A 23,740-nucleotide genomic window follows, 5' to 3' on the forward strand; every position below is an offset into this window, starting at 1 on the left:
CGCGCGGTCCAATGCCCCATACATATGGGAGGAGACATATGAGAACGCTGTTGAAATGGGTGCTGCGCATCACCTTGATGCTGGTTCTGGCCGCGATTGTTGTCGGCGTTTGGAAACGCGAAGAAATTCAGCGCCTTATGGCTGTGAACTCTTTGTTCTCTGAGGATAAGATCGTCTACAATTTCTCCCATATGGATGAGGCTTTCCTGACAGTCGACCTCCCGCGTGGGGATGGCCCGACCTGGGAATTGCCCTATGGGTCAGGGTTCGATCTGCCCGAGGGCACTGATCAATGGATCGAAGACAGGGCCGTGACCTCTCTGCTGGTGATGCAGGACGGCCAGATCCGGTTCGAGGAATACTATCTGGGCACCACGCCCGAGGATCGCCGCATCTCGTGGTCAGTGGCCAAAAGCTATCTCTCGGCGCTGTTCGGCATCCTGATGGCCGAAGGGGCAATCGGGTCGCTGGACGATCCGGTGGTGCAATATGCACCGATGCTGGCGGGCACGGCCTATGATGGGGCCTCGATCCGCAACGTGTTGAACATGGCCAGCGGCGTCACGTTTGACGAGGATTATCTGGACCCCAAATCCGACATCAACCGCATGGGCCGCGTTGTGGCATTGGGTGGGGAATTGGACGACTTCGCCGCCTCATTGCAGGACACGTTCGTGGAACCGGGCGCGCAATGGCAATACGTATCCATCGACACACATGTTGTCGGTATGGTGATCCGGGGCGCCACCGGGCGCAGTGTCAGCGAGTTGCTGACCGAAAAGATCATCCAGCCCTTGGGATTGGAGCGGGATGGGTATTACGTCGCCGATGGGGCCGGAGTAGCCTTTGTTCTGGGCGGCCTGAACTTCACCACCCGCGACTTTGCCCGCTTTGGGCAGATGATCCTGCAAAACGGCGAACACAATGGCCAACAACTGGTCCCCGCCGACTGGATCGCCGAATCCGTGCAACCCAGCGCACCGACCGAGCCAGGAGAGATCGGGTATGGCTATCAATGGTGGATCCCCGTGGGCGCGCATGAGTGCGAGTTTCTGGCGCGTGGCGTCTATGGGCAATATATCTACTTCGATCAGCCGCGCGGTGTTCTGATCGTCTCAACCGGAGCAGACCGCAAGTTTCGCGACCCCGGTGTCAACGAGGCCAACATAGAAATGTTTCGCAGCATCGCCCAAAGCCTGTAAGGTCATCACATGCAAAAACTGGACAGCGTAAACGTTTTGGGCGGCGTGCTTGCCGCCTGTTCGACCGACCCTTTGACTGGGTTCTTTCGCGATGGGGCCTGCAATACCTGCGCCGAAGATCAGGGCAGCCACACGGTCTGCGCGGTCATGACGGCCGAGTTTCTGGCCTATTCCAAATATGTCGGAAACGACCTGAGCACACCACGCCCCGAGTTCGACTTTCCCGGGTTAAAGCCCGGCGACAGTTGGTGCCTGTGTGCCGGGCGTTTCCTGCAGGCCCATGACGAAGGCTGCGCGCCGCAGGTCAATCTTGAGGCGACACACCAAAGCGCCCTGCAAATCGTGCCGTTCGAGATACTGCAACAACACGCTGCACAATGATCGCCGTCGTATGAAGAAGCCCCGACGCGGGTCGGGGCTGTGTGTGTTTACCGGCTTTCGTGCAGGACCGTTTCGAACCCTTCGAACTGAGGGGGGCCCATCAATGCAGACTGCGTTCCCTTGTTGCCCGCATTCTTGTGGGCATCGCGGAATTGCTGCGATTTCGTCCAGGCGCGGAAATCATCCTCGCTATTCCAGATGACGTGGCTGGAATACAGGCGATAGCCTTCGCCCTCGGGGCCTTTCAGCAGGCGGAATTCCTGAAACCCGTCCAGCTCTTTCAGACGGCTTTCGCGCTCTTTCCACATGGCCTCAAACTCGGCGGCAGCCTCAGGGCGGACCTTAAAGCGGTTCATGGCGATATAGCTCATGGGTTTCCCTCCTGCGGTGGTCAGTCTGCCGAGCGGCCTTCGGTGTCGGACATGTCAAAGTTCAGATACTTGGCCACGGTCTGTACGTCCTTGTCCCCGCGTCCGCACATGTTCATGCAGATCAGGTGATCGGCGGGCAGATCGGGCGCGATCTTCATGACATGGGCCAGCGCGTGGCTGGGTTCCAACGCAGGAATGATGCCTTCGGTCGCGCAGCACAGCTGGAACGCCTCTAGCGCCTCTTTATCAGTGATCGAGACATATTTCGCGCGGCCAATATCGTGCAGCCACGAATGTTCGGGGCCAATGCCGGGGTAATCCAGACCGGCCGAGATCGAATAGCCTTCGAGGATCTGTCCGTCATCATCCTGCAGCAGATAGGTGCGGTTGCCATGCAGCACACCGGGCCGACCACCGGTCAGCGAGGCGCAATGCTCCATCTTCTCGTTCACGCCCTTACCGCCAGCTTCAACGCCGATGATATTGACGTCTTTGTCGTCAAGGAACGGATAGAACAGACCCATCGCGTTCGATCCACCGCCGATGGCGGCAATGATCGTATCGGGCAGGCGGCCCTCGGCCTTCATCATCTGTTCCTTGGCTTCTTTGCCGATGATCGACTGGAAATCCCGCACCATCGCCGGATAAGGGTGCGGCCCGGCCACGGTGCCGATGCAGTAGAACGTGTCGCGCACATTGGTCACCCAGTCGCGCAACGCGTCATTCATGGCGTCTTTCAGCGTACCGCGGCCAGACGTCACCGGGATCACTTCGGCCCCCAGCAGGCGCATGCGGAACACGTTCGGGGCCTGACGCTGCACGTCATGGGCGCCCATATAGACGATGCATTTCAGCCCGAACTTGGCGCAGACGGTGGCGGTGGCCACACCGTGCTGCCCTGCCCCGGTTTCGGCGATGATCCGGGTCTTGCCCATACGCCGCGCCAGAATGATCTGACCCAGCACGTTGTTGATCTTATGCGCGCCGGTATGGTTCAGTTCGTCGCGTTTCAAATAAATCTTGGCCCCGCCCAGATGCTGGGTCAGACGTTCCGCGTAATACAGCGGCGAGGGGCGACCCACATAGTTCGCCCACAGGTCGTCCATCTCGGCCCAGAAGGTGGGGTCGTCCTTGGCCTTCTCATATTCCTCCTCCAGCGACAGGATCAGGGGCATCAGCGTTTCGCTGACAAACCGCCCGCCGAAGATGCCGAAACGGCCCTGCTCATCGGGGCCGGACATGAAGGAATTGAAAAGATCGTTGGCCATGGGTGTCTCCGTCATCTTACCCGTTGTTCATAGGAGGTAGCATCGGGATTTGCCATGGCAAAACGTAACTGCCAGGCCTAGCGCGTGGCGTCGACAAAGACCCGAACCAGACCGGCATCCTTGACGCCCGGCGCGCTCTCTACCCCCGAGGACACATCCACCTGCCGTGCCCCTGTCATGCGCATCGCCTCGGCCACATTGTCCGGAGTCAGGCCCCCGGCCAGCATCCATGGACGCCGCCAGTATTTGCGCCCGGCCAGCAACCGCCAGTCAAAGGCCAGCCCGTTACCACCCGGCAATTCCGCATTGCATGGCGGTTTCGCGTCGATCAGTAGTTGATCTGCAACCTCGGAATAAAGGTCAATCGCCGCAAGATCATCGGCATCCGCCACACCGATCGCTTTCATCACCGGCAGACCGAACCGCGCGCGGACCTCGGCCACACGTTCGGGACTTTCCTTGCCATGCAACTGCAACATGTCCAGCGGCACATCTGCGACAAGCCGGTCCAGTTCCTCATCCGAGGCATTCACCGTCAGCGCCACCTTGGCGATCCCGGCAGGCACCAGATGGGCCAGCGCGGCGGCGGCATCGACGTCAAGATGCCGGGGCGATTTTGGGAAAAAGACAAACCCCACATAACGCGCGCCAGCCTCAGCCGCAGCGCGCACGTGATCAGGGGCGGTCAGACCGCAGATTTTGACAGCAGTATCGGTCATGCAAGCGCCTTAGCTGGCTTCGTCCAGCAGGGCCAGAACGTCGTCCTTGCCTTCGTTCTGCTTTTTCTTGAGCTTTTTGACCTCACGCTCAAGCTTGCGCACTTCGCTGGTTTTGGCCGTGGCATCCCGACGGTGCTTATGCTCGCGCAGCCATTCCCACAGGAAACCAATGATCAGGCCCGCCACGACGCCGCCCAGAACCACCACGAAAAGCGGCAGCGAGGTTCCAAGGTTGAAACCCACAAGCTCGGCAAAGGGTTCCGGCATGAGTGTCAGTTCAACCGTCTCGCGGTTGGCCAGCGAAACCGAAATCAGAACGATCCCCAGAATCGCCAGAAAAGCATATCGGATATAGCGCATCATGCCCTAGGCTTTACCGTTCAATCGGTCCCTAAGCAACTTGCCAGTTTTGAAAAACGGAACACATTTTTCTTCGACCTGCACGGTCTCGCCAGTACGGGGGTTTCGACCGACGCGCGCATCGCGTTGTTTGACAGAAAATGCTCCGAAACCGCGCAGCTCAACCCGGTCGCCGCGCGCCATGGCATCCGTCACTTCTTCGAAGACGGTATTCACGATCCGTTCGACATCCCGCTGGTACAGATGCGGGTTTTCGTCGGCAATTTTCTGAATCAATTCTGAACGGATCATATGCGCTACCCTCCCAGGCGACCGATTAATCATCTCTATTATTTTGAACAGTATAGAAAAAAACTTGGTTCGGGGGAACGTTGACTCTGACCATTCGGTCTTGAATTTGCCTCAAACTCACGCGATTTCTTGCCTCTTCGCGCGAATTCAGCCCCTAATGTACGTGCCACAGGCGAATAAAGCCCGCAAATCGGAACATATTGATTCGCAACAAAAACGGCCCCGCACCGGGGTGCGAGGCCGAAATTCGTCTTAGGGATGCGCCCGGGCTTAGTCGCCCGATTTCAGCGCGGCACCCAGAATGTCGCCCAGCGATGCGCCCGAGTCGGAAGAACCGTACTGTTCCACGGCCTCTTTCTCTTCGGCGATCTCGCGTGCCTTGATCGACAGGCCCAGACGGCGGGTCTTGCTGTCAACGTTGGTAACGCGGACGTCGACCTTGTCGCCAGTGTTGAAACGCTCGGGGCGCTGCTCGGCACGATCACGGCTCAGGTCCGAACGACGGATGAACGACTTCATGCCTTCGTATTCGACCTCGATGCCGCCATCTTCGATCGCGGTGACTTCAACGGTGATGACCGAGCCACGCTTCACGCCGCCCACGGCTTCGGCGAACTTGTCACCGCCCAGGGCTTTGATCGACAGCGAGATACGCTCTTTCTCAACGTCAACTTCCGAAACGACGGCCGAAACCATGTCGCCTTTGCGGTAGTTCTGGATCGCATCCTCGCCACGCTCGTCCCAGGACAGGTCCGACAGGTGAACCATGCCGTCGATGTCGCCTTCGAGGCCAATGAACAGACCGAATTCGGTGATGTTCTTGACTTCGCCTTCGACCTCGGTGCCCTCGGGGTGTGTTTCTGCAAACACTTCCCACGGGTTGCGCTGAGTCTGCTTCAGGCCCAGAGACACGCGACGCTTGGCGCCGTCGATTTCCAGAACCATGACGTCGACTTCCTGGCTGGTCGAAACGATCTTGCCGGGGTGGACGTTTTTCTTGGTCCAGGACATCTCGGACACGTGCACCAGACCTTCGACACCGGCCTCCAGCTCGACGAACGCGCCGTAGTCGGTGATGTTGGTGACGCGACCCTGATGAACCGAGCCCAGCGGGTATTTCGCAGCAACCAGATCCCACGGATCTTCCTGCAGCTGCTTCATGCCCAGGCTGATGCGGTGGGTCTCTTTGTTGATCTTGATGACCTGAACCTTGATGGTTTCGCCGATCGTCAGGATCTCGGACGGGTGGTTCACACGGCGCCATGCCATGTCGGTGACGTGCAGCAGGCCGTCAACGCCGCCCAGGTCAACGAATGCACCGTATTCGGTGATGTTTTTGACAACACCCTCGACGGTCTGACCTTCGGACAGGTTGCCGATAACTTCGGCACGCTGTTCGGCACGCGATTCTTCCAGGATGGCGCGGCGCGATACAACGATGTTGCCACGGCGGCGGTCCATTTTCAGAATCTGGAACGGCTGCTTCAGACCCATAAGCGGACCAGCGTCGCGCACGGGGCGAACGTCAACCTGCGAGCCGGGCAGGAACGCAACTGCGCCACCCAGATCGACGGTGAAGCCACCTTTGACGCGACCAAAGATAGCACCTTCGACGCGCTGGTCGTCGGCGTATGCTTTTTCCAGACGGTCCCATGCCTCTTCACGGCGGGCCATCTCGCGCGAGATGACAGCTTCGCCACGGGCGTTTTCTGCGGCGCGCAGGTATACTTCGACCTCGTCGCCAACAGCGATTTCAGGGGCTTCGCCGGGATTTGCGAATTCTTTCAGATCAACGCGGCCTTCCATTTTGTAGCCGACGTCGATGATGGCCTGGCCGGCTTCGATCGCCAGAACCTTACCTTTGACAACAGAACCCTCTTCGGGCGTGTCCATTTCGAAGCTTTCATTCAGGAGGGCTTCGAATTCCTCCATGGATGCGTTAGCCATGTGGCGTCATTTTCCTTTACAGTACGTTTTTGCTGGCCGAGCGGTTGTCTCCGCCGGTCTTAATGGATTGGTCAGGCGAACTGACATATGCCACAAAACAAAGAGGGCCGGTTGCTTCCGACCCTGCTCGTCTCATTGTTTTATGGCTCAAATCGCCTTGTCGACGCGCGCTCTATAGCGGGTTCGCACTTGGGCTGCAAGTCAAACCGGACATGCCCCGAATTCGCGGGACAGCGGTCGCGGTCCAAAAACCGAGATCAGATTTCCTCGCCTTTTTTCAGCAAGTCCTCGATCAGTTCCTGTTGCAGGTTGTTGCTGTCACCGCCGCCAAACTGATGCGCGCCACCGGAATAGAGCGATCCATACGTCTTGGCCGTATTCACCGTTTGTGCCAGACCCGAGATCAGCTGGTCCTTTCGCAAAGGCGACAGGGGGTGAATATAGGCTGCCCACAATGTCCCGTTGGCAATCGCATAGCGCGCATCCAGCGTGCTGTCGAAATTGGCCTGCATCATGCGCTGCATATCCTCGGCGGTCAGCCCATCGGCGCTGCGGATCGGCACCATCACGCGCATCCGGTCCGCATTGGTGTCCGTGACGACCAGAACCGGCACATCCGAGACCGTCAGCTGGAACCCCGGCCCGCTGGGTTCAGCCTCGGGGTCCAGCGCGAACAGTATCTTTCCCAGACGCTCATAGTCCATCGGCGGCTCGACCTCGGGGGCGTCCTGAGCCGCCAGGCTTCCGGCCATGAAAATCAGCATTAGGGCTAGTCGGATCATCACTTCTCTCCTGCAGGCAATGGGTTCAGCATAGGAGCGCGGCGGATAACTGGCCAAACAAAGCTTGGTGAGGAGTATTTCCTGAAGCTCCGGTGTTTTGAACGATCTGCAAGGCTTGCTGGTCTTGCTGCGATAGCCCGTTCAAAACACGTCCCCTAACTATGTTTCAGCGATTGGCCGCCCGGCTGATCCAACGCTGAACAGGAAAGGAAATCCTCATGAAGTCTCTGGTTCTGACAACCCTCATCGCCACCCTGCCCCTGATCGCCGCCCCGGCCTTTGCCGCAGATGAAATCAACGTATCGAACGGCATCTCGGCTGCCGGCGCACCGCTGGCCGCGCATGGTGTCGATCTTGTTGCGCTGGTGAACGACGGCAACCCGGTCGATGGCTTTGCAACGCACTCCGCGACCTATGACGGCGCGTCCTACTATTTCACTTCCGCCGAAAATCTGGCGGCATTCGAGGCCAACCCGGCCGCGTACCTGCCCCAGCATGGGGGTTTCTGTTCGTTCGGCGTGTCGGTCGGCAAGAAATTCGACGGCGACCCGGATCAGTATCTGGTTGCAGACGGCAAACTGTATCTGTTCCTGAACGCCGAAACCCGCGCCGCGTTTTTGAAAGACGTACCCGGCACGGCAAAAACCGCTGATGGCCAATGGTCGAAGATCAAAAGCGTCGCCGTCGGCGAGCTGTAATTCGTCCCCAAGCGAAGGCTCGCGGCGTTACGGCGTCGCGGGCTTTTTTTGTTCGATCAACGCGATAGCCTGCGCCAAAGCGTCCGCAATGCTCAGGTCCGAGGTGTCCAGTTGCACCGCATCTTCGGCCGGTTTCATCGGGGCCGTGCTGCGTTCCGCATCCCGCGCATCGCGTTCGCGCACATCGGCCAGAACCTGATCACGCGTCACGTCCGAACCCTTGGCGCTGAGTTCAAGAAACCTGCGTTCGGCCCGAACCTCGGCGCTGGCGGTGACGAACAGCTTCACCTCGGCCTCGGGGCAGATCACGGTGCCAATATCGCGCCCGTCCAGAACCGCACCCCCAACCCGCCGCGCAAAGGCGCGCTGGAAATCAACCAAGGCGGCACGCACCTCAGGGATAACCGCCACTTTTGAGGCCGCCTGCGCAATCTCTGCGGTACGCAAATCGCCCTGCTCCAGTTCCTCAGCCGTCAAAGCCTGCGCCGCTGCGATGGGATCCAGCCCCTCCAGCGTGCGCCGCCCGACGGCACGGTAAAGCAGCCCGGTATCCAGATGCGCAAAGCCAAAATGCGCCGCGACACCTTTCGAGATCGTCCCTTTCCCCGCCGCCGCAGGCCCGTCTATGGCAACCGTAAAGCTCACGTGCGTTCCACCTTGGCCCCCAGTGATGCCATCAACGGCTCAAAGATCGGGAACGAGGTCGCAATCGGACCGCCATCATCCACCGAGACCGGCGTTTTCGCACCCATGCCCATCACCATGAAGGACATGGCGATGCGGTGATCCAGAAAGCTCTCGCAAGTGCCGCCACCGGGAACATTGCCAATGCCCAGCCCCTCGACCGACCACCATTCTTCGCCCTCATCCACGGTCACGCCATTGGCGCGCAGGCCACGCGCCATGGCGTCGATCCGGTCGCTTTCCTTGACGCGCAGCTCTTTCACGCCGCCCATCATCGTGGTGCCCGTTGCATTGGCCGCAACCACGGACAGAACCGGGTATTCGTCGATCATCGAGGCCGCGCGCTCGGGCGGCACGTTGATGCCCTTCATGTTGGGCGAGTATTTCGCGCGCAGGTCAGCAACGGGTTCGCCGCCCTCTTCACGCTCATTCTCATAAGTCAGGTCCGCGCCCATCTCGCGCAGCGTTGTGAACAGGCCCGCACGGGTCGGGTTCAGGCCGATCCCCGGCACCAGCACATCCGAGCCGGGCGTGATCAGCGCAGCGCACACCGGGAACGCCGCACTTGACGGATCGCGCGGCACGGCAATGACCTGCGGTTTCAGCTCAGGGCGCCCGGTCAGGGTGATCACCCGCCCCTCATCGGTATCCTCAACGGTGATCTCTGCGCCGAACCCGGCCAGCATCCGCTCGGAATGGTCGCGGGTGGCCTCTTTTTCAACCACGACCGTTTTGCCCCGCGCGTTCAGACCCGCCAGCAGGACGGCAGATTTCACCTGCGCCGACGGAACCGGCACTTCGTAGCGCACGGGAACGGGTTCCGCCGCACCTACGATGGTCATCGGCAAACGCCCGCCCGAGCGCCCAACCGACTGCGCGCCAAACAGAGCCAGCGGATCCGTCACCCGCGCCATGGGGCGTTTGTTCAGGCTGGCATCGCCGGTAAACGTGGCCGAGATCGGACAGGTCGCCATCGCGCCCATGATCAGCCGCACACCTGTGCCCGAGTTGCCGCAATCGATCACCTGATCCGGCTCGGCAAAACCGCCGACGCCAACGCCATGCACCGTCCATTCGCCGCCACCGTGATCCGTGACCTCGGCCCCAAAGGCGCGCATCGCCTTGGCGGTGTCCAGAACATCCTCGCCCTCAAGCAGGCCGGAAATCTTCGTCTCACCCACCGCCATTGCGCCCAGGATCAGCGACCGGTGCGAGATCGACTTGTCGCCGGGCACCTCTGCCGTTCCGGTCAGCGGACCGCAGGGATGCGAGGTCATCGGGATGGGCGTGCCGTGTCCGGACATGGGGGCTCCTGTTTTCGCTATCAGTGCCTTAGCCGATTAGCGAATTGGGGCCAGATGGTCCAGCGGCAATCAGTCCTTGCGGCGGAAGGTCAGGTAATGCGGCGTGCGCCCTTCGCGCAGGGCCTTTTGTTCGTAACGGGTGGAAATCCAGTCCTCCCACGGTTCACGCCAATCGGCGGGCCGTTCTGCCAGCCATTCGAACCCGGCGCGCGGCACCTCTTCCAGAGTCTGACGCACATAGTCGGGAATGTCTGTGGCCACACGAAAGATCGAGCCCGGTTTCAGCGCTCGCGCCAGCGGTTCCAGATGCTCGGGCGTCACGAAGCGGCGGCGATGGTGCCGCGTCTTGGGCCAGGGATCGGGATAGAGCAGGAAGGCGCGTGAGATGCTGGCCTCGGGCAAAACATCAAACAGATCGCGCGCGTCACCGGGATGAACCGCCAGATTTTCGACACCCGCCTGCCGGATCTTGCCCAACAGCATGGCGACGCCGTTGATGTAAGGCTCGGCCCCGATGATGCCGATGTCGGGATTGCTTGCGGCCTGATGCACCAGATGCTCACCACCGCCAAAGCCGACCTCAAGCCAGACGTCCCGCCCACCAAACAGCTTCTGCAGATCCAGCGGCTTGCGTTCGGGATTGCTGTCCCAATCGACCGCGCCGGGGGACAGCGCATCGAGGTCTTCGCTCAGATACGTCTTTTGGCTGGGCTTCAGGGTCTTGCCCTTGAAGCGGCCATAAAAGTTTCTGCGGGGGCGTTGGGGTGTCTGGGTGCTCATGTCGGTGCCCTCTACTGCGGGCTTGACCTTGTGGCAAGGGGTGGAAGTGGGGGCCAGCCCGTCGCCATTGGTTTCTCGGACCAATGGCGCAACCAGCTGCGACCCCCCGCCGTATTTTTAACAAGAAGAAGAGCGCGCCCGTGAGGGCGCACCTTTTGACAGCGATCAGACGGCGGCCTTAAGTGCGTCCGCCAGATCGGTGCGTTCCCAGCTGAAGCCGCCATCGGCATCCGGTTCACGACCGAAATGGCCATAGGCCGCCGTGCGCTGGTAGATCGGTTTGTTCAGTTGCAGATGCTCGCGAATGCCGCGCGGGGTCAGGTCCATCACCTGGCCGACGGCTTTTTCGATCACCGCATCGGCAATCTGACCAGTTCCATGCGTATCCGCGTAGATCGACAGAGGTTTGGACACACCAATCGCATAGCTCAGCTGGATGGTGCAGCGTTCTGCCATACCGGCGGCAACTACGTTCTTGGCCAGGTAGCGCGCGGCATATGCGGCCGAGCGGTCCACCTTGGTCGGATCTTTACCCGAGAACGCACCGCCTCCATGCGGCGCAGCGCCACCATAGGTGTCCACGATGATCTTGCGGCCGGTAAGGCCCGCATCGCCATCCGGGCCACCGATCACGAACTTGCCGGTGGGGTTCACGTGCCATTCGGTCTCGGCCGACAGCCAGCCTTCGGGCAGGGTTTCGCGGATATAGGGCTCAACAATAGCGCGGATGTCATCCGAACTGAGTGCCTCATCCAAATGCTGCGTCGACAGCACGATCGAGCTGACGCCAACGGGCTTGCCATCGCGATAGACAACGGACAGCTGCGATTTGGCATCCGGGCCCAGCGCAGGCTCGGTACCGTTTTTGCGGACTTCGGCCAGACGGCGCAAAATCGCATGCGAATACTGGATCGGTGCGGGCATCAGCGCGGGCGTCTCTGTCGTGGCGTAACCGAACATGATGCCCTGGTCGCCTGCGCCTTCGTCCTTGTCACCGGCCGCATCCACGCCTTGTGCGATATGCGCGGATTGCTCGTGCAGCAGGTTCGTCACCTCGACGGTTTCGTGGTGGAACTTGTCCTGCTCGTAACCGATGTCTTTCACACAGGCGCGCGCGATCTCTTCGATGCGGCCCATGTAATCGTGCAGTTTTTCCTGATCAGACAGACCTACTTCTCCACCGATGACAACGCGGTTCGTCGTTGCAAAGGTTTCGCACGCCACGCGCGCTTCGGGTTCTTCATTCAGAAATGCGTCAAGTACGGCGTCGGAAATGCGGTCGCAAACCTTATCCGGGTGCCCTTCGGAAACGGACTCCGAAGTAAAAGTGTAGTTCTGTCGGGACATGAATGTGCTCCATTAGATTTCCCCATCACGCCAGGAAGCCGTTGTGACGGGCATGCGAGGGGATACGCCCCAAGCTCAAAAGGGTCAATCGGTATTTATGCCGCCGCCCGCCGGGCGTTGCGCCAAAGCAGCGCCACAACGGCAATGAGCAGGGCGAAAATTGGCCAATCCCCAATCCGGGCGTAGATCGTGGGTTCGAATGGCACAGGCAGCGGGGCATCCACGTACCCGGCCTGCCCGAGCGCCAGCGCCTCCGTCACCTGCCCCAAGGGATCAATCATGGCCGAGACGCCGGTATTGGCAGAGCGCATCATCGGCAAACCTTGTTCGATTGCCCGCATCCGGGCCTGTGCCAGATGCTGAAACGGTCCGGATCGCGTCCCAAACCATGCATCATTGGTCACCTGAAGCAGAAAATCGGCACGTCCCGGCGCAGACAGCACATCCTGAGTGAACACCGCTTCATAACAGATCAGAGGCAAGGCCCGGCCCAGCTTGCCCGCCTCCATCAGCGCGGCGCCCGGGCCCGAGCTGAAACCATGCCCGGCCGTGGCCGCCATCCCGTGAATGCCAAACCGCGCCATCAGGTTGCCAAAGGGCACATATTCCCCGAACGGGGCCAGATGGTGTTTGTCATACAGGCCAGCTTGCTGCCCCTGTTCATCCAGGTAGATCAGCGAGTTGTAGATGCGCGGCCCGTCTCCCCTCTGGATACCCAGAAACACCGGCGTACCCTGGGCTGCATCGACAACCGCATCCAAATAAAGTCCTGCACTTCCCAGCCAGGCCGGGATCGAGGTTTCGGGCCATACGATCAGATCAGGTCTTGGGTCCGCGGCGGTAAACTCGATCTGTCGCGCAAAGAAAAGCGGGGCATAGTCCGGGTCCCATTTCTGATGCTGGGGCGCGTTGGGCTGGATCAGGCGCACGATGTGATCGGTTTCGGTGACGACCGGGCGCGTTGACGCGTGGCCCAGCGCCAACCCAACGCACCCAAGGGTCAGGACCAAGGGCAACGCGAATCCACGGCGCTGGCTCAATGCTGCACCTAGCGGCAGTGTCATCAGCAAGGTCAGCGTCCCCAGGCCATAAGGCCCAAACAGCGACAAAAGCTGCATTGCCGAAGTGTCGACCCAAACCTGTGCCAGACCCGCCCACGGAAAGCCCGTCAGCACGTAACCGCGGGCACATTCCAACAGGGATATGCTGACGGACAGGAAAACAGCTTGCGCGACGGCAGACCGTCCCGGCCGGCGCGCAAGCCAAAAGGCCAGCGCCCAGAACAAGGCCAGCCCGCCTGCCATGAAAATCAGGGCAAACGGTGCCATCCATGCGTGCCGTTGCGCATCGACAAAGAACGGCTCAACAATCCAGCTGAGGCCATGGGTAAAATACCCGGTGGCAAAGGCCCACCCGATCCATGCGGCGCGGCCACGTGTCTCGGTGGACAGAAACAACGGCGCCAGCAGCACCAGCCCGATCAGCGTTGCCGCCCAAATGCCAAAGGGCGCAAGGCCAAATGCGGCTATCCCACCCAAAAGGGCCGACAGAAGGAGCCTTACCCAAAACGACCAGCCCTTCACAGGGTTCATACAGCCAGATCCGGTAGCATGACGCGCAAACGCTTGATCCGGCGGGGATCGGCGTCGATCACTTCGAATTCAGGGCCTTCGGGATGTAGAACAACCTCGCCCCGCGCAGGCACACGGCCCGACAGCATGAAAACGAGGCCGCCGAGCGTGTCGATCTCCTCTTCATCCACATCCTCGTGACTGGTCAGCGAGCGTCCGATCTCGGCCTCAAAATCCTCAAGGGGCACGCGGGCCTGAACGATGTAGCAGCCCGGCTTTTCCTCTAGCCACAGCTGGTCTTCATCGGCGTCATGCTCATCCGCGATTTCACCGACAACCTGCTCAATCAGGTCCTCGATGGTCAGCAGACCATCAACGCCACCGTATTCGTCGATCACCAGCGCCATATGGCGACGCTCGGTCTGCATCTTGGTCAGCAGCACGCCGATCGGCATCGAAGGCGGAACGAACAGCAACGTGCGCAGCATCGACACCAGATCAAACTTGGCCCCGCCCCCATTAAACCCGTGAGTCAGAGCAAAGTCCTTGAGGTGCACAAACCCCAAAGGCGTATCCAGCGTTCCATCATAGACCGGAATGCGGGACAGACCGCTGTCGCGAAAAACCTGGGCCAGTTCATCTTTGGTGATGGTTGACGGGACCGATATGATCTCGGCCGTCGGGATGGCGACATCTTCCACCCGCATACGGCGCAAGTTGATCATGCCGCGCGGCTGCGCCTTATCGGCGTCATGGCCATTGACCACTTGCTCCTCATCTTCACCCTGAGGAGAAAACGCATCCACTATTCGAGAAAAAAATCCGCTTTTCTCTCTGACCTCTTCACCGCTGTTCTCCGGTTGCGCGCTCTGCGCCGCCATAGAACTGCCGTCTGTATCGCCCATATTCCCGTTCCAAATAATCGGCCTGAATGGCCTGTCTACACATTATATGGGTCATCAATACCCAGTTTGCCAAGTATATCGACCTCAACCGCTTCCATCAAATTGGCATCAGCATCACGAATGTGATCGTATCCCAACAGATGTAATGTTCCGTGAACGATCAAATGCGTGACGTGATCATCCATCGCCTTGCCTGCCTCGGTCGATTCACGCGCGCAGGTGTCATAGGCGATTGCGATATCGCCCAGCGGAATCTCTCCGGTGAAATCCGGCTCGGGCAGTAGTGGGGCCTCGCCCGGCCGATCCGCGGCCAAATTTTCGGCGGGCCAGCTCAGCACATTGGTGGGCGTCGGCTTTTCCCGAAACTCGGCATTCAATTCCGCAATGCGGGCGTCGTCACAGGCCAGCAGGCTGATCTCGCACAGATCCGCATCCAGATCGCAATGGGCTAGCACTGCCGCAACCGCCCGCGTGGCAAGGGGTTCCAGCCCCTGCCAGCGCGCATCTTCGATTGTTACTTCAAGATTCATGCGATCCCGTCCCAAGCCTGCAGCCCGGAACGATTACCCCGTCTCACGGCCTGAATCGGCCTCATACGCTTCGATAATGGCGGCGACAAGCGGGTGGCGCACCACGTCTTTCGATGTGAAATAGTTGAAGCTGATATTCGGGATCGTTTTCAACAGCCGCTCCGCGTCTTGCAGCCCCGACTGAACCCCGCGCGGCAGGTCAACCTGCGACCGGTCGCCGGTGATCACCATGCGGCTGCCTTCGCCCAGACGGGTCAGGAACATCTTCATCTGCATGGTGGTGGCATTCTGCGCCTCATCCAGCACGACAAACGCATTGGCCAGCGTCCGACCGCGCATGAAGGCCAGAGGCGCGATTTCGATTCGTTTCTCCTCGATCAGCTTGGCAAGCTGCTTGCCGGGCAGGAAGTCATTCAGCGCGTCATAGAGCGGCTGCATGTAAGGATCGACCTTGTCCTTCATGTCACCGGGCAGATAGCCCAGCTTTTCGCCCGCTTCGACCGCCGGTCGGCTTAGGATGATGCGATCCACATGGCCGCCGATGAACATCGACACACCAACCGCAACGGCCAGATAGGTCTTGCCCGTCCCTGCGGGACCGATTCCAAAGGCCAGCTCGTTGTTGAACAGCGATTGCACATAGGCTTTTTGCGCATCTGTGCGAGGCTCAACCAGTTTTTTGCGGGTCTTGATCTCAACGGTGCCGCCCTTGAACATCTCAAGCTGGTCGCCATCACGGCTGCCGGTCCCGGTTTCCGATCCACCCATACGTAGTTCGCGATCCACATCGGCCGCCTCGACGTCGCGCCCGCCTTCCAGCCGGGTATAGAGGGCCTGCAGCACCTCAATCGCCTGTTTCTGCGAATCTTCATCGCCCATGACAACCAGCTGGTTGCCACGGCGCACGATCTGCACAGACAGTTTTTGTTCGATCTCGGTGAGGTTGCGGTCATATTCGCCGCACAAATCAATCAGCAACCGGTTGTCAGGGAATTCAACAAATGCCTCACGCTGGGGCATGTCATCTTGCGGTGGGGTCAGGGCACCGATGGCCAATCCGTTCTCCTGTCTTGGCGTTTCACCCTGAGCGTAGACAACAACTCTTGGTGGGCGCAAGCCACAGAATCAAATTTTCCGAAACGGATGACAAAATCGCCGAGCGGCGCTGACACGTAGACGCCAAACGGTCAGAACGTGTAATTCAGACCGAATCTGAGCCCACGGTAACGTGGGGTGGATTTCGTCGAGAGCCCATTGCCAAACACAACATCCTGCGACTCGAATTGAACATATTCGAATTCACCGGTGATGGACCAATCCTTGCTCAGCTTGTGCTCCGCTCCGACACTGACGGAAAACCCGTTGCGGCTGTCGCTTTCCCCAAATGATTGTGTCGTCGCGCCAGAGGTCAGGCTGCTTGAGGTCGTGACATCGCCCTGTACAAAACCGGCCGTCACAAAGTACAGAATCCGGCCACTTTTGTTGGTCAGACCGTTGCGGAACCGCAGGGACAAAATGTCTGAAACCTCGGACCCGCCGGAAACAGTGGTGCTGCCGATCTGAGTCATGACTTCATCGTCAAGCGTTCCGAAATCATATCCCAGTTCAAAGCCATAGACATAGTCGCGGCCACCAAAGGAAGGAAGCACCCCGCGCCAGCCCGCGCGGATACCACCATAGTTGCCGCTCAGGTCCAGCTCTCCGACTTCGAAAAGATCGGTCGGTGTTCTCAGACCGAATCTGTCGGTTCCGTCGGTCGCATATCCGCCACTCAGACCCAGGTAAAACGCTTTCACATCGCTGCCATAGCGTATCGGGCTGATGACCGGAGGATCGCTTAACCCCGGTTCAATATTGCCTGCGGTTGTGGCGCTGGACATCACCGAAATCAGCAAAGAAACCGGAAAAACAATCCAGCCCTTTGGTGCAAAGAAACGCGTTAGAATTTTCACTCGTAACCTCCATCGCTCCAACCTTTCCAATGGGCCAGAACGTTTTTGGATCTTTCCGGCGTGACGCACCCGACCCGAAAAAATCTGGCCTTTCTCGGAACATAGTTTTTGGTCGTGAATCAAGAGTTAAAATTCGAAACACGGGCCAACTATGGCTTTCTGACAGCACTTTCAGGCGAAAATCAGACCAGCTCACCCGCCAGTGAATTGGCCCCGGAGGCAGTGATCATGACCTCTCGCAAATCGCCGATTTCGACATCGGCGCCTGAGACGTGGACCGAGTGCAAATACTCGGACTTGCCCACCATTTGCCCGGGCAGACGACCTGTTTTTTCGAACAGAACGCGCACTTTGCGACCCACCATTGCGTCCTGAATTTCACGCTGGTGCTGCGTGATCAGGGCTTGCAGGCGCTGCAACCGTTCATCAGCGGCAACCGGATCTACCTGAGGCCGCTCAGCCGCCGGTGTTCCGGGGCGGGTCGAGTATTTGAAGGAATAGGCATAGCCGTATTTGACCTGTTCCACCAAATCCATGGTGGCCTGAAAATCCTCTTCGGTCTCTTCGGGAAAGCCGACGATAAAGTCGCCAGACATCACAATATCCGGGCGCGCCGCGCGGATGCGCTCGATCAGGCGCAGATAGCTTTCGGCGGTATGGCTGCGGTTCATCCGTTTCAGGATGCGGTCCGATCCCGACTGAACCGGCAGGTGCAGATAGGGCATCAGTTTGTCGCACGTCCCGTGCGCCTCGATCAGGTCATCCGCCATGTCATTGGGGTGCGACGTGGTAAAGCGGATGCGCTCCAGCCCGTCGACCTTGTTCAGTTCCCAGATCAGACCGGCCAGCGTCATGTCGCTATTCGCACCCGCACCGTGATAGGCATTGACGTTCTGACCCAGCAGCGTGATCTCGCGCACGCCGCGTTCGACCAGATCCTGCGCCTCGCGGATGATGCGATCTGCCGGGCGGCTGACCTCGGCCCCGCGGGTATAGGGCACCACGCAGAAGGCACAGAACTTGTCACAGCCTTCCTGCACAGTCAGGAACGCCGTCGGGCCACGCTTGGCCTTGGGGCGGTTTTTCAGTTTCTCGAACTTGTCTTCCTCAGGGAAATCCGTGTCCAGCGCCTTGGCTCCGGTGCGGGTCTTGGCTTCCATCTCGGGCAGACGGTGATAGCTCTGCGGCCCCACGACCAGATCGACCAGAGGCTGACGACGCATGATTTCTTCGCCCTCGGCCTGAGCAACACATCCCGCGACACCGATCTTCAGATCGGGCTTTTCTGCTTTCAATCCCTTGAACCGGCCCAGTTCGGAATAGACCTTTTCGGCGGCCTTTTCCCGGATATGGCAGGTATTGAGCAGAATCATATCCGCATCATCGGGGTTTTGGGTTTCGACATAGCCCTGCCCACCCAGCGTCTCGGACATGCGTTCGCTGTCATAGACGTTCATCTGGCAACCATAGGTTTTGATGTACAGCTTTTTGGGTTCTGACATGGGTATGGCCTTTGCGTTCGCGGGATCGGCGTCGTCTATACCTTACGAACGCCGCTTGCAATGCCGCGGGGATTACCCGATTTTGGCCGCAGATTCCAGCAAAGTGGAACCGGACAGGCGATGCAATACGACTCACTCGATACCTTCCTGAGTTCAGGCAAATCGGCGTTGGCCAAGGGCCCCGTCGCGCTGATCTTTGCCGAGGATATGGTCGAGCTCGACAGCACGCTGCGCCATCACCTGCATCTGGGGTTCAACTCCGTCATCGCCTTTATGCCTCAGGAATTCCCGCTGGACCCCGAACTGGCCGAGCGCATCCATCGCGTTACCCTGGCCTGCGTGCCCGGCAAGGTCGTGTTCGAGACGATCAACAGGATCATTCAGGCCGCGCCCGGCCTGTGGATGTATTACTGTTTCAACGCTGAATACCTGTTCTTTCCGTTTTGCGAGACCCGCACGGTCGGAGAATTGCTGGCCTTCCACACCGAAGAACGCCGCGACGCGATGCTGAGCCATGTCGTCGATCTGTATGCCGACGATCTGAACGCCTTTCCCAACGGCGTTTCCCCGGACCGCGCGATGCTGGACTGCACCGGATACTATGCCCACAGCCGCCACGACGCCGAAGGCCACCCGGTTGAACGTCAGCTGGACATGTCCGGCGGCCTGCGCTGGCGGTTCGAGGATCACATCCCCTATGAACGCCGCCGCATTGACAGGATCGCCCTGTTCAAATCGCGCAAAGGGCTGGAATGGCGCCCTGACCACACGTTCAACGAACCAGAATACAACACCTATTCCTGCCCGTGGCATCACAACATGACCGCCGCGATCTGTTCGTTCAGGGCGGCCAAGGCGTTGAAGACCAACGCCGGCTCCACGTTTGACATACCGACTTTTTGCTGGCGCAACTCGGTGCCGTTCCAGTGGACGTCAGGCCAATTGCTGGACCTTGGCCTGATCGAATCAGGCCAATGGTTCTAAGGCCCTAACGCCGTAGCAGGACCGGAAACCAGTCTTCGCGCAGGCGCTGGCCGGGTGTCATGTCATGGCCCGGAAACGGAGGGGACGTGCGGCCCGGACGTTCCACATAACGCGCATCATCCCCCACCAAACGCAGCGAAAAGGCCCGGCGGCGGCAGTCCGATTGGTTGCCGCGCGCACCATGCAGCGTGCGATAGTTGAAGGCCACGGCGTCGCCCGGCTCCATCGCGAATTCGACAACCTTCATACCCTCAGCATCCGGGTCGGGCACAGGGATGTATTGACCCTCGTCGGGAAAGAACCCCTCTTCGCTGACCCAACGGGTCGGCAGCACCTCTTTTTCCCAACGGTGCGACCCGACCACGCAACGCAAAGTCGCCTGTGTCACCGGGTCGAGCGGCGACCAGAAGCTGATCGTTTGCTGCCCTTCGACGAAATAATACGGCCCGTCCTGATGCCATGGGGTCGCCATCGAGGTACCGGGTTCCTTGACCAGAACATGATCGTGGAACATCTGCACGGTCTTCGATTGCATCAAATCTGCCGCAACCTCGGCCACCGGAGAGGTCTCGATCACGTCCCGGAACTGATCAATCCGCGACCAGTTGCAGTAATCATCAAAGAACAGGCCGGTTTCGCCCCTTTTTTCATTGTTTGACGCATAAGGCCCCGGCTCGGCCATGTTGACCGCGACGCCTTCGCGTAGCGCTTCGACATGATCGGCAAACAGCCCTTTGATCAGGACAACGCCGTCCCGCTGATAGGTGCCGATCATCTCTTGCGTGACCAGAGGGTGCGTCATGTCTGTCTCCGTACCTGTAAGGCTTGCGATGTGCACACGGGAAAGTCCTCTGTTCAAGTCATATCTTTCAAAGATAGACTTAAGCTCATGTTATACATTTCCCTGCGCCAATACGAATATGTCTGTGCCATCGGACGGCATGGCAGCCTGTCTGCGGCGGCGCAGCACCTGAATGTCTCGCAGCCAGCATTGTCGAACGCGCTGACCCGGGTCGAGGATCAGCTGGGCTATCCCCTGTTTGCCCGCAGGCGCGGAGCGGCGATGGCGCTGACGCCGCAAGGGCGCAGCTTCATCGAAGAGGCCGAGAGCCTGTTGGCAAACGCAGCAATGCTGGAGAACGCAAAAGAGGCCAACGCTCGCAAAGCGCGGCTGCGCCTGGGCTGTTTCGTTGATCTAGCCCCTTTTCTGCTGGCTCGCTCACTGCGCCATCTGCGCGCCCGAATGCCGGACGTGGCCATATCCTACAAGGTCGATGATTTCGAAGGGCTGATCACGGGCCTGATCGACGGGCGAATCGATCTGGCCGTCACCTACGGGCTCAGCATGGACGCGACATTCACCCGGCAAACCCTGTTCAAAAGCGCACCTCATGCGCTGCTTGCATCGGATCATCCTCTGGCGGCGCGTGACCAGCTTAGCCTCAAGGACCTGGCCGAATACCCACTGATCCTGTCCGATGAAGGGCTGTCGGCCCATCATATGTTGGGGCTTTTTCGGCAGATCGGGGAAAACCCGACAGTAGCCCATCGCGCGGCGTCGCTGGAAATTCAGCGCAGTTTAGCCGCAAATAACGAAGGCGTCGCGGTCAGCTATGCCAACCCGCCCGCCGGGTTCAGTTATGATGAGATGCCTCTGCGGAGCCTGCCGATTTCGGACCCGTTCGCTGCCGAACCCGTGGTGCTGGCGCGGCACGGCACCGGCCCGGCGGGTACACAGATTGCCACGGCCGAGCGCGCTTTGGCACAGCTTGTGACGTGATGTTATTTCTTGCGCAACCGGATCACGACATCCACGGACGCGATCTCAACCCCCTCGGGGGCTTCGGGCAGGCGCTGAATCACCAATTGCTCGGATGGGGCATCGCTGAGCCGGCCTTCTTCCTCCCAGAAGAAATGCGGGTGATCGTGGGTATTGGTGTCAAAATAGCTTTTCGAACCGTCCACGGTGATTTCCTGCAACACCCCTGCATCGCAAAAGGCGCGCAACGTGTTGTAGACAGTCGCAAGCGACACCGCATCGCCGTTCTTTTTCGCCGACTCAAACAGGCTTTCTGCGGTGACGTGGCGGTGCAGGCCATCCCCGACCAACAGTTCGGCCAAGGCCACTCGCTGACGCGTCGGACGCAATCCGGCGTCTACTAACCAAGTTGTGGCTCTGCTCTGGCTTTGAGGTGTCATGTATCCGATACCCGTTCGTTGCTGCCCTATATATAGGGGCTGAGGGCAGGTAATTTCAAATGAAATTCATTCGCAAGGAATGCCCTGAACACAACAGGATGTCGGCAACCGCTCTTGCAGGACCTTGCATGCGGGTGCTAGGTGAGGCCAAATGTAAGAAACGGACCCCTGGCAGGAGAGGCGGCAGAATGGCCCAATTCCCGAGCAGCTTTGACAAGGATGATCTGCTGAAATGCGCCCGTGGCGAATTATTCGGCCCCGGCAATGCGCAATTGCCCGCCCCGCCGATGCTGATGATGGACCGGATTACGGATATCTCAGGCGATGGTGGCGCCCATGGCAAAGGTCATGTTCTGGCCGAGTTCGATATCACCCCTGACCTGTGGTTCTTTGATTGCCATTTTCCCGGCAACCCGATCATGCCCGGATGCCTAGGACTGGACGGTTTGTGGCAGCTGACCGGTTTCAACCTGGGCTGGAGGGGCTGGCAGGGGCGCGGCATGGCCGTGGGCGTAGGTGAGGTCAAACTGACCGGCATGGTGCGCCCGGACCGCAAGATGCTGACCTACAAAATCGATTTCAAAAAGGCGATCCAGACCCGCCGCCTGACCATGGGCGTGGCAGATGGTATCGTCGAAGCGGACGGCGAAATGATTTACGACGTCAAAGACATGAAAGTCGTTCTGTCCGAAGCCTGAGCCGGACCGGCCTGAAATAAGGAGCACGCACATGCGTCGAGTAGTTGTCACCGGTTTGGGGGTTGTCTCCTCTATCGGGAACAATGCCCAAGAGGTTCTTGCCTCGCTAAAGGCTGGCACGTCCGGCATCGAAGCCAACGAACAGATGGTCGAGCACGGCTTTCGCAGCCAGATTGCCGGAACGCTCAAGATTGATGTGGCCGAGCACGTGGACAAGCGCACCCTGCGCTTTATGGGCCCCGGCGCGGCCTATGCCCATATCGCCATGTCTCAGGCCATCGCCGATGCTGGTCTGAGCGAAGATCAGGTTCAAAACCCGCGCACCGGCCTGGTGGCCGGGTCCGGTGGCCCGTCCACAAGCGCCATGCTGACCGCGCATCAGACCGTGCTGAAAACCGGTGCGACCAAGCGGATCGGGCCCTTTGCGGTGCCGAAATGCATGTGCTCGACGATCTCGGCCAACCTTGCGACCGCGTTCAAGATCAAGGGCATCAACTATTCGATCACCTCGGCCTGCTCGACCTCGCTGCATTGCATCGGCAACGCGGCAGAACAGATCATGCTGGGCAAGCAGGACGTGATGTTCGCAGGTGGCGGTGAAGAGCTGGACTGGACCCTGTCCTGCCTGTTCGACGCGATGGGCGCGATGTCGTCCAAATATAACGACACGCCCGACAAAGCCTCGCGCGCGTTCGACCAGGATCGCGACGGGTTCGTAATCTCGGGCGGCGGAGGTATTGTCGTGCTTGAGGATCTGGACCACGCCCTTGCGCGCGGCGCCAAAATTTACGCCGAGGTCACAGGCTATGCTGCCACTTCGGACGGCCACGACATGGTGGCCCCGTCCGGCGAAGGTGGCGAGCGTGCCATGCGCCTGGCGCTGTCCACAGTCCCCGAAGGCCGCAAGGTCGGCTACATCAACGCTCACGGCACCTCGACCCCGGTCGGCGATGTGGGTGAGGTTGAGGCCGTCCGCCGCATCTTTGGCGCGGGCAACGTGCCGCCAATCTCGTCGACAAAGTCGATGACCGGCCACGCACAGGGCGCCGCTGGCGCATTGGAGGCGATCTTCTGCCTGCTGATGCTGGACAATGACTTTATTACTCCGTCGATCAATGTCGACACACTGGCCGAAGGCATCGAGCCCGGTGAAATTGCTACTCAAGTAGTTGAAAACGCAGGTTTGGACAGCGTGATGACCAACAGCTTTGGCTTTGGTGGCACGAACGGGTCCATGGTTCTGTCAAAGTATAACGGGTGAATGT

The 23,740-nt window shown here is 59.6% G+C and carries 26 protein-coding genes and 1 riboswitch; of the genes, 7 read left to right on the top strand and 19 right to left on the bottom strand.

Annotation, left to right across the window (positions count from 1 at the left end; all coding sequences use genetic code 11):
* The first annotated feature begins 38 nt into the window (after window positions 1-38).
* Window positions 39-1,202 (top strand): serine hydrolase domain-containing protein, encoded by a 1,164-nt coding sequence (locus tag ACRZ94_RS09755; protein WP_480797223.1) that lies wholly within the window; start codon window positions 39-41, stop codon window positions 1,200-1,202.
* A gap of 9 nt (window positions 1,203-1,211) precedes the next feature.
* On the top strand, window positions 1,212-1,583 hold the full coding sequence (locus ACRZ94_RS09760; RefSeq protein WP_480652731.1) for a DUF2237 family protein: 372 nt from the start codon (window positions 1,212-1,214) through the stop codon (window positions 1,581-1,583).
* A 47-nt stretch (window positions 1,584-1,630) separates the two neighbouring features.
* Here ACRZ94_RS09760 and hmuQ read toward each other — a convergent pair whose 3' ends face one another.
* The 7 genes from hmuQ to ACRZ94_RS09795 form a co-directional block, all read right to left on the bottom strand.
* The gene (gene hmuQ / locus ACRZ94_RS09765) at window positions 1,631-1,954 is read right to left on the bottom strand and encodes a heme-degrading protein HmuQ (RefSeq protein ID WP_480652732.1); all 324 of its coding nucleotides are present in this window, start codon (window positions 1,952-1,954) and stop codon (window positions 1,631-1,633) included.
* Between the two features lie 20 nt (window positions 1,955-1,974).
* Window positions 1,975-3,222, bottom strand: coding sequence for a tryptophan synthase subunit beta (gene trpB, locus ACRZ94_RS09770; protein WP_480652734.1), 1,248 nt, complete (start codon window positions 3,220-3,222; stop codon window positions 1,975-1,977).
* A gap of 77 nt (window positions 3,223-3,299) precedes the next feature.
* Entirely contained in the window at window positions 3,300-3,941 is a 642-nt protein-coding gene (locus ACRZ94_RS09775; RefSeq protein ID WP_480797224.1) for a phosphoribosylanthranilate isomerase, read from the bottom strand.
* 9 nt (window positions 3,942-3,950) lie between these two features.
* Window positions 3,951-4,301 (bottom strand): lipopolysaccharide assembly protein LapA domain-containing protein, encoded by a 351-nt coding sequence (locus ACRZ94_RS09780; RefSeq protein ID WP_480797262.1) that lies wholly within the window; start codon window positions 4,299-4,301, stop codon window positions 3,951-3,953.
* Window positions 4,302-4,307: 6 nt separating this feature from the next.
* Complete coding sequence (gene ihfB / locus ACRZ94_RS09785; protein WP_037310872.1) at window positions 4,308-4,592, bottom strand: integration host factor subunit beta; 285 nt, start codon at window positions 4,590-4,592, stop codon at window positions 4,308-4,310.
* Between the two features lie 270 nt (window positions 4,593-4,862).
* Complete coding sequence (gene rpsA, locus ACRZ94_RS09790) at window positions 4,863-6,539, bottom strand: 30S ribosomal protein S1 (protein WP_170377709.1); 1,677 nt, start codon at window positions 6,537-6,539, stop codon at window positions 4,863-4,865.
* Window positions 6,540-6,796: 257 nt separating this feature from the next.
* Entirely contained in the window at window positions 6,797-7,321 is a 525-nt protein-coding gene (locus tag ACRZ94_RS09795; RefSeq protein WP_480652738.1) for a hypothetical protein, read from the bottom strand.
* A 218-nt stretch (window positions 7,322-7,539) separates the two neighbouring features.
* On the opposite strand from ACRZ94_RS09795, the gene ACRZ94_RS09800 reads away from it, so the two are divergent.
* A complete protein-coding gene (locus ACRZ94_RS09800) occupies window positions 7,540-8,019 on the top strand; it encodes a YHS domain-containing (seleno)protein (RefSeq protein WP_480652740.1) in 480 nt (159 codons plus the stop codon).
* Window positions 8,020-8,046: 27 nt separating this feature from the next.
* Here ACRZ94_RS09800 and cmk read toward each other — a convergent pair whose 3' ends face one another.
* The 10 genes from cmk to miaB all read right to left on the bottom strand — a co-directional run bounded on the left by cmk (window position 8,047) and on the right by miaB (window position 18,594).
* Entirely contained in the window at window positions 8,047-8,664 is a 618-nt protein-coding gene (cmk, locus tag ACRZ94_RS09805; RefSeq protein WP_480652742.1) for a (d)CMP kinase, read from the bottom strand.
* Window positions 8,661-10,007 carry a 3-phosphoshikimate 1-carboxyvinyltransferase gene (gene aroA / locus ACRZ94_RS09810; protein WP_480797225.1) on the bottom strand — a complete coding sequence of 449 codons (1,347 nt, stop codon included), beginning with the start codon at window positions 10,005-10,007 and terminating at the stop codon, window positions 8,661-8,663. The genes cmk and aroA overlap by 4 nt, the downstream gene beginning before the upstream one ends.
* A 69-nt stretch (window positions 10,008-10,076) precedes the next feature.
* On the bottom strand, window positions 10,077-10,787 hold the full coding sequence (gene trmB / locus ACRZ94_RS09815; protein WP_480797226.1) for a tRNA (guanine(46)-N(7))-methyltransferase TrmB: 711 nt from the start codon (window positions 10,785-10,787) through the stop codon (window positions 10,077-10,079).
* Between the two features lie 165 nt (window positions 10,788-10,952).
* Complete coding sequence (gene metK / locus ACRZ94_RS09820; protein WP_480797227.1) at window positions 10,953-12,134, bottom strand: methionine adenosyltransferase; 1,182 nt, start codon at window positions 12,132-12,134, stop codon at window positions 10,953-10,955.
* A gap of 5 nt (window positions 12,135-12,139) precedes the next feature.
* Window positions 12,140-12,187: riboswitch (SAM-SAH riboswitch) on the bottom strand.
* 42 nt (window positions 12,188-12,229) lie between these two features.
* A complete protein-coding gene (gene lnt / locus ACRZ94_RS09825; protein WP_480652750.1) occupies window positions 12,230-13,726 on the bottom strand; it encodes an apolipoprotein N-acyltransferase in 1,497 nt (498 codons plus the stop codon).
* A complete protein-coding gene (locus ACRZ94_RS09830; RefSeq protein WP_480652752.1) occupies window positions 13,723-14,610 on the bottom strand; it encodes a transporter associated domain-containing protein in 888 nt (295 codons plus the stop codon). Before ACRZ94_RS09830 ends, lnt begins: the two co-directional genes overlap by 4 nt.
* A 35-nt stretch (window positions 14,611-14,645) precedes the next feature.
* Window positions 14,646-15,140, bottom strand: a complete 495-nt coding sequence (gene ybeY, locus ACRZ94_RS09835; protein WP_480652754.1) for an rRNA maturation RNase YbeY — start codon at window positions 15,138-15,140, stop codon at window positions 14,646-14,648.
* Between the two features lie 33 nt (window positions 15,141-15,173).
* Complete coding sequence (locus ACRZ94_RS09840) at window positions 15,174-16,196, bottom strand: PhoH family protein (protein WP_170545099.1); 1,023 nt, start codon at window positions 16,194-16,196, stop codon at window positions 15,174-15,176.
* 131 nt (window positions 16,197-16,327) lie between these two features.
* Complete coding sequence (locus tag ACRZ94_RS09845; protein WP_480652756.1) at window positions 16,328-17,092, bottom strand: outer membrane protein; 765 nt, start codon at window positions 17,090-17,092, stop codon at window positions 16,328-16,330.
* Between the two features lie 182 nt (window positions 17,093-17,274).
* Window positions 17,275-18,594 carry a tRNA (N6-isopentenyl adenosine(37)-C2)-methylthiotransferase MiaB gene (gene miaB / locus ACRZ94_RS09850; RefSeq protein ID WP_480652758.1) on the bottom strand — a complete coding sequence of 440 codons (1,320 nt, stop codon included), beginning with the start codon at window positions 18,592-18,594 and terminating at the stop codon, window positions 17,275-17,277.
* 120 nt (window positions 18,595-18,714) lie between these two features.
* Here miaB and ACRZ94_RS09855 point away from each other — a divergent pair, with 120 nt between their 5' ends.
* Window positions 18,715-19,578: a hypothetical protein gene (locus tag ACRZ94_RS09855; RefSeq protein WP_480652761.1), complete on the top strand. Its 864-nt coding sequence runs from the start codon at window positions 18,715-18,717 to the stop codon at window positions 19,576-19,578.
* A 4-nt stretch (window positions 19,579-19,582) separates the two neighbouring features.
* On the opposite strand, the gene ACRZ94_RS09860 is transcribed toward ACRZ94_RS09855, so the two are convergent.
* The gene (locus ACRZ94_RS09860; RefSeq protein ID WP_480797228.1) at window positions 19,583-20,380 is read right to left on the bottom strand and encodes a phytanoyl-CoA dioxygenase family protein; all 798 of its coding nucleotides are present in this window, start codon (window positions 20,378-20,380) and stop codon (window positions 19,583-19,585) included.
* 87 nt (window positions 20,381-20,467) lie between these two features.
* Here ACRZ94_RS09860 and ACRZ94_RS09865 point away from each other — a divergent pair, with 87 nt between their 5' ends.
* Window positions 20,468-21,358 carry a LysR family transcriptional regulator gene (locus ACRZ94_RS09865; RefSeq protein WP_480797229.1) on the top strand — a complete coding sequence of 297 codons (891 nt, stop codon included), beginning with the start codon at window positions 20,468-20,470 and terminating at the stop codon, window positions 21,356-21,358.
* A 2-nt stretch (window positions 21,359-21,360) separates the two neighbouring features.
* Here the strand turns inward: ACRZ94_RS09865 and irrA are convergent, their stop codons facing one another.
* Window positions 21,361-21,777 (bottom strand): iron response transcriptional regulator IrrA, encoded by a 417-nt coding sequence (irrA, locus tag ACRZ94_RS09870; RefSeq protein WP_480797230.1) that lies wholly within the window; start codon window positions 21,775-21,777, stop codon window positions 21,361-21,363.
* Window positions 21,778-21,965: 188 nt separating this feature from the next.
* Here irrA and fabA point away from each other — a divergent pair, with 188 nt between their 5' ends.
* Both fabA and fabB read left to right on the top strand, forming a co-directional pair.
* The gene (gene fabA, locus ACRZ94_RS09875) at window positions 21,966-22,475 is read left to right on the top strand and encodes a bifunctional 3-hydroxydecanoyl-ACP dehydratase/trans-2-decenoyl-ACP isomerase (protein ID WP_037310912.1); all 510 of its coding nucleotides are present in this window, start codon (window positions 21,966-21,968) and stop codon (window positions 22,473-22,475) included.
* Between the two features lie 31 nt (window positions 22,476-22,506).
* Window positions 22,507-23,736: a beta-ketoacyl-ACP synthase I gene (gene fabB / locus ACRZ94_RS09880; RefSeq protein WP_480797231.1), complete on the top strand. Its 1,230-nt coding sequence runs from the start codon at window positions 22,507-22,509 to the stop codon at window positions 23,734-23,736.
* Window positions 23,737-23,740 lie beyond the last annotated feature (4 nt).

The sequence above is a fragment of the Ruegeria sp. CH10 genome, from assembly GCF_056537125.1.

Coding starts and splice junctions, on each gene's coding strand:
- ACRZ94_RS09755 (WP_480797223.1), top strand. CDS start 39: ATGAGAACGCTGTTGAAATGGGTGCTGCGCATCACCTTGATGCTGGTT.
- ACRZ94_RS09760 (WP_480652731.1), top strand. CDS start 1,212: ATGCAAAAACTGGACAGCGTAAACGTTTTGGGCGGCGTGCTTGCCGCC.
- hmuQ (WP_480652732.1), bottom strand. CDS start 1,954: ATGAGCTATATCGCCATGAACCGCTTTAAGGTCCGCCCTGAGGCTGCC.
- trpB (WP_480652734.1), bottom strand. CDS start 3,222: ATGGCCAACGATCTTTTCAATTCCTTCATGTCCGGCCCCGATGAGCAG.
- ACRZ94_RS09775 (WP_480797224.1), bottom strand. CDS start 3,941: ATGACCGATACTGCTGTCAAAATCTGCGGTCTGACCGCCCCTGATCAC.
- ACRZ94_RS09780 (WP_480797262.1), bottom strand. CDS start 4,301: ATGCGCTATATCCGATATGCTTTTCTGGCGATTCTGGGGATCGTTCTG.
- ihfB (WP_037310872.1), bottom strand. CDS start 4,592: ATGATCCGTTCAGAATTGATTCAGAAAATTGCCGACGAAAACCCGCAT.
- rpsA (WP_170377709.1), bottom strand. CDS start 6,539: ATGGCTAACGCATCCATGGAGGAATTCGAAGCCCTCCTGAATGAAAGC.
- ACRZ94_RS09795 (WP_480652738.1), bottom strand. CDS start 7,321: ATGATCCGACTAGCCCTAATGCTGATTTTCATGGCCGGAAGCCTGGCG.
- ACRZ94_RS09800 (WP_480652740.1), top strand. CDS start 7,540: ATGAAGTCTCTGGTTCTGACAACCCTCATCGCCACCCTGCCCCTGATC.
- aroA (WP_480797225.1), bottom strand. CDS start 10,007: ATGTCCGGACACGGCACGCCCATCCCGATGACCTCGCATCCCTGCGGT.
- trmB (WP_480797226.1), bottom strand. CDS start 10,787: ATGAGCACCCAGACACCCCAACGCCCCCGCAGAAACTTTTATGGCCGC.
- metK (WP_480797227.1), bottom strand. CDS start 12,134: ATGTCCCGACAGAACTACACTTTTACTTCGGAGTCCGTTTCCGAAGGG.
- lnt (WP_480652750.1), bottom strand. CDS start 13,726: ATGAACCCTGTGAAGGGCTGGTCGTTTTGGGTAAGGCTCCTTCTGTCG.
- ACRZ94_RS09830 (WP_480652752.1), bottom strand. CDS start 14,610: ATGGGCGATACAGACGGCAGTTCTATGGCGGCGCAGAGCGCGCAACCG.
- ybeY (WP_480652754.1), bottom strand. CDS start 15,140: ATGAATCTTGAAGTAACAATCGAAGATGCGCGCTGGCAGGGGCTGGAA.
- miaB (WP_480652758.1), bottom strand. CDS start 18,594: ATGTCAGAACCCAAAAAGCTGTACATCAAAACCTATGGTTGCCAGATG.
- ACRZ94_RS09855 (WP_480652761.1), top strand. CDS start 18,715: ATGCAATACGACTCACTCGATACCTTCCTGAGTTCAGGCAAATCGGCG.
- ACRZ94_RS09860 (WP_480797228.1), bottom strand. CDS start 20,380: ATGACGCACCCTCTGGTCACGCAAGAGATGATCGGCACCTATCAGCGG.
- ACRZ94_RS09865 (WP_480797229.1), top strand. CDS start 20,468: ATGTTATACATTTCCCTGCGCCAATACGAATATGTCTGTGCCATCGGA.
- irrA (WP_480797230.1), bottom strand. CDS start 21,777: ATGACACCTCAAAGCCAGAGCAGAGCCACAACTTGGTTAGTAGACGCC.
- fabA (WP_037310912.1), top strand. CDS start 21,966: ATGGCCCAATTCCCGAGCAGCTTTGACAAGGATGATCTGCTGAAATGC.
- fabB (WP_480797231.1), top strand. CDS start 22,507: ATGCGTCGAGTAGTTGTCACCGGTTTGGGGGTTGTCTCCTCTATCGGG.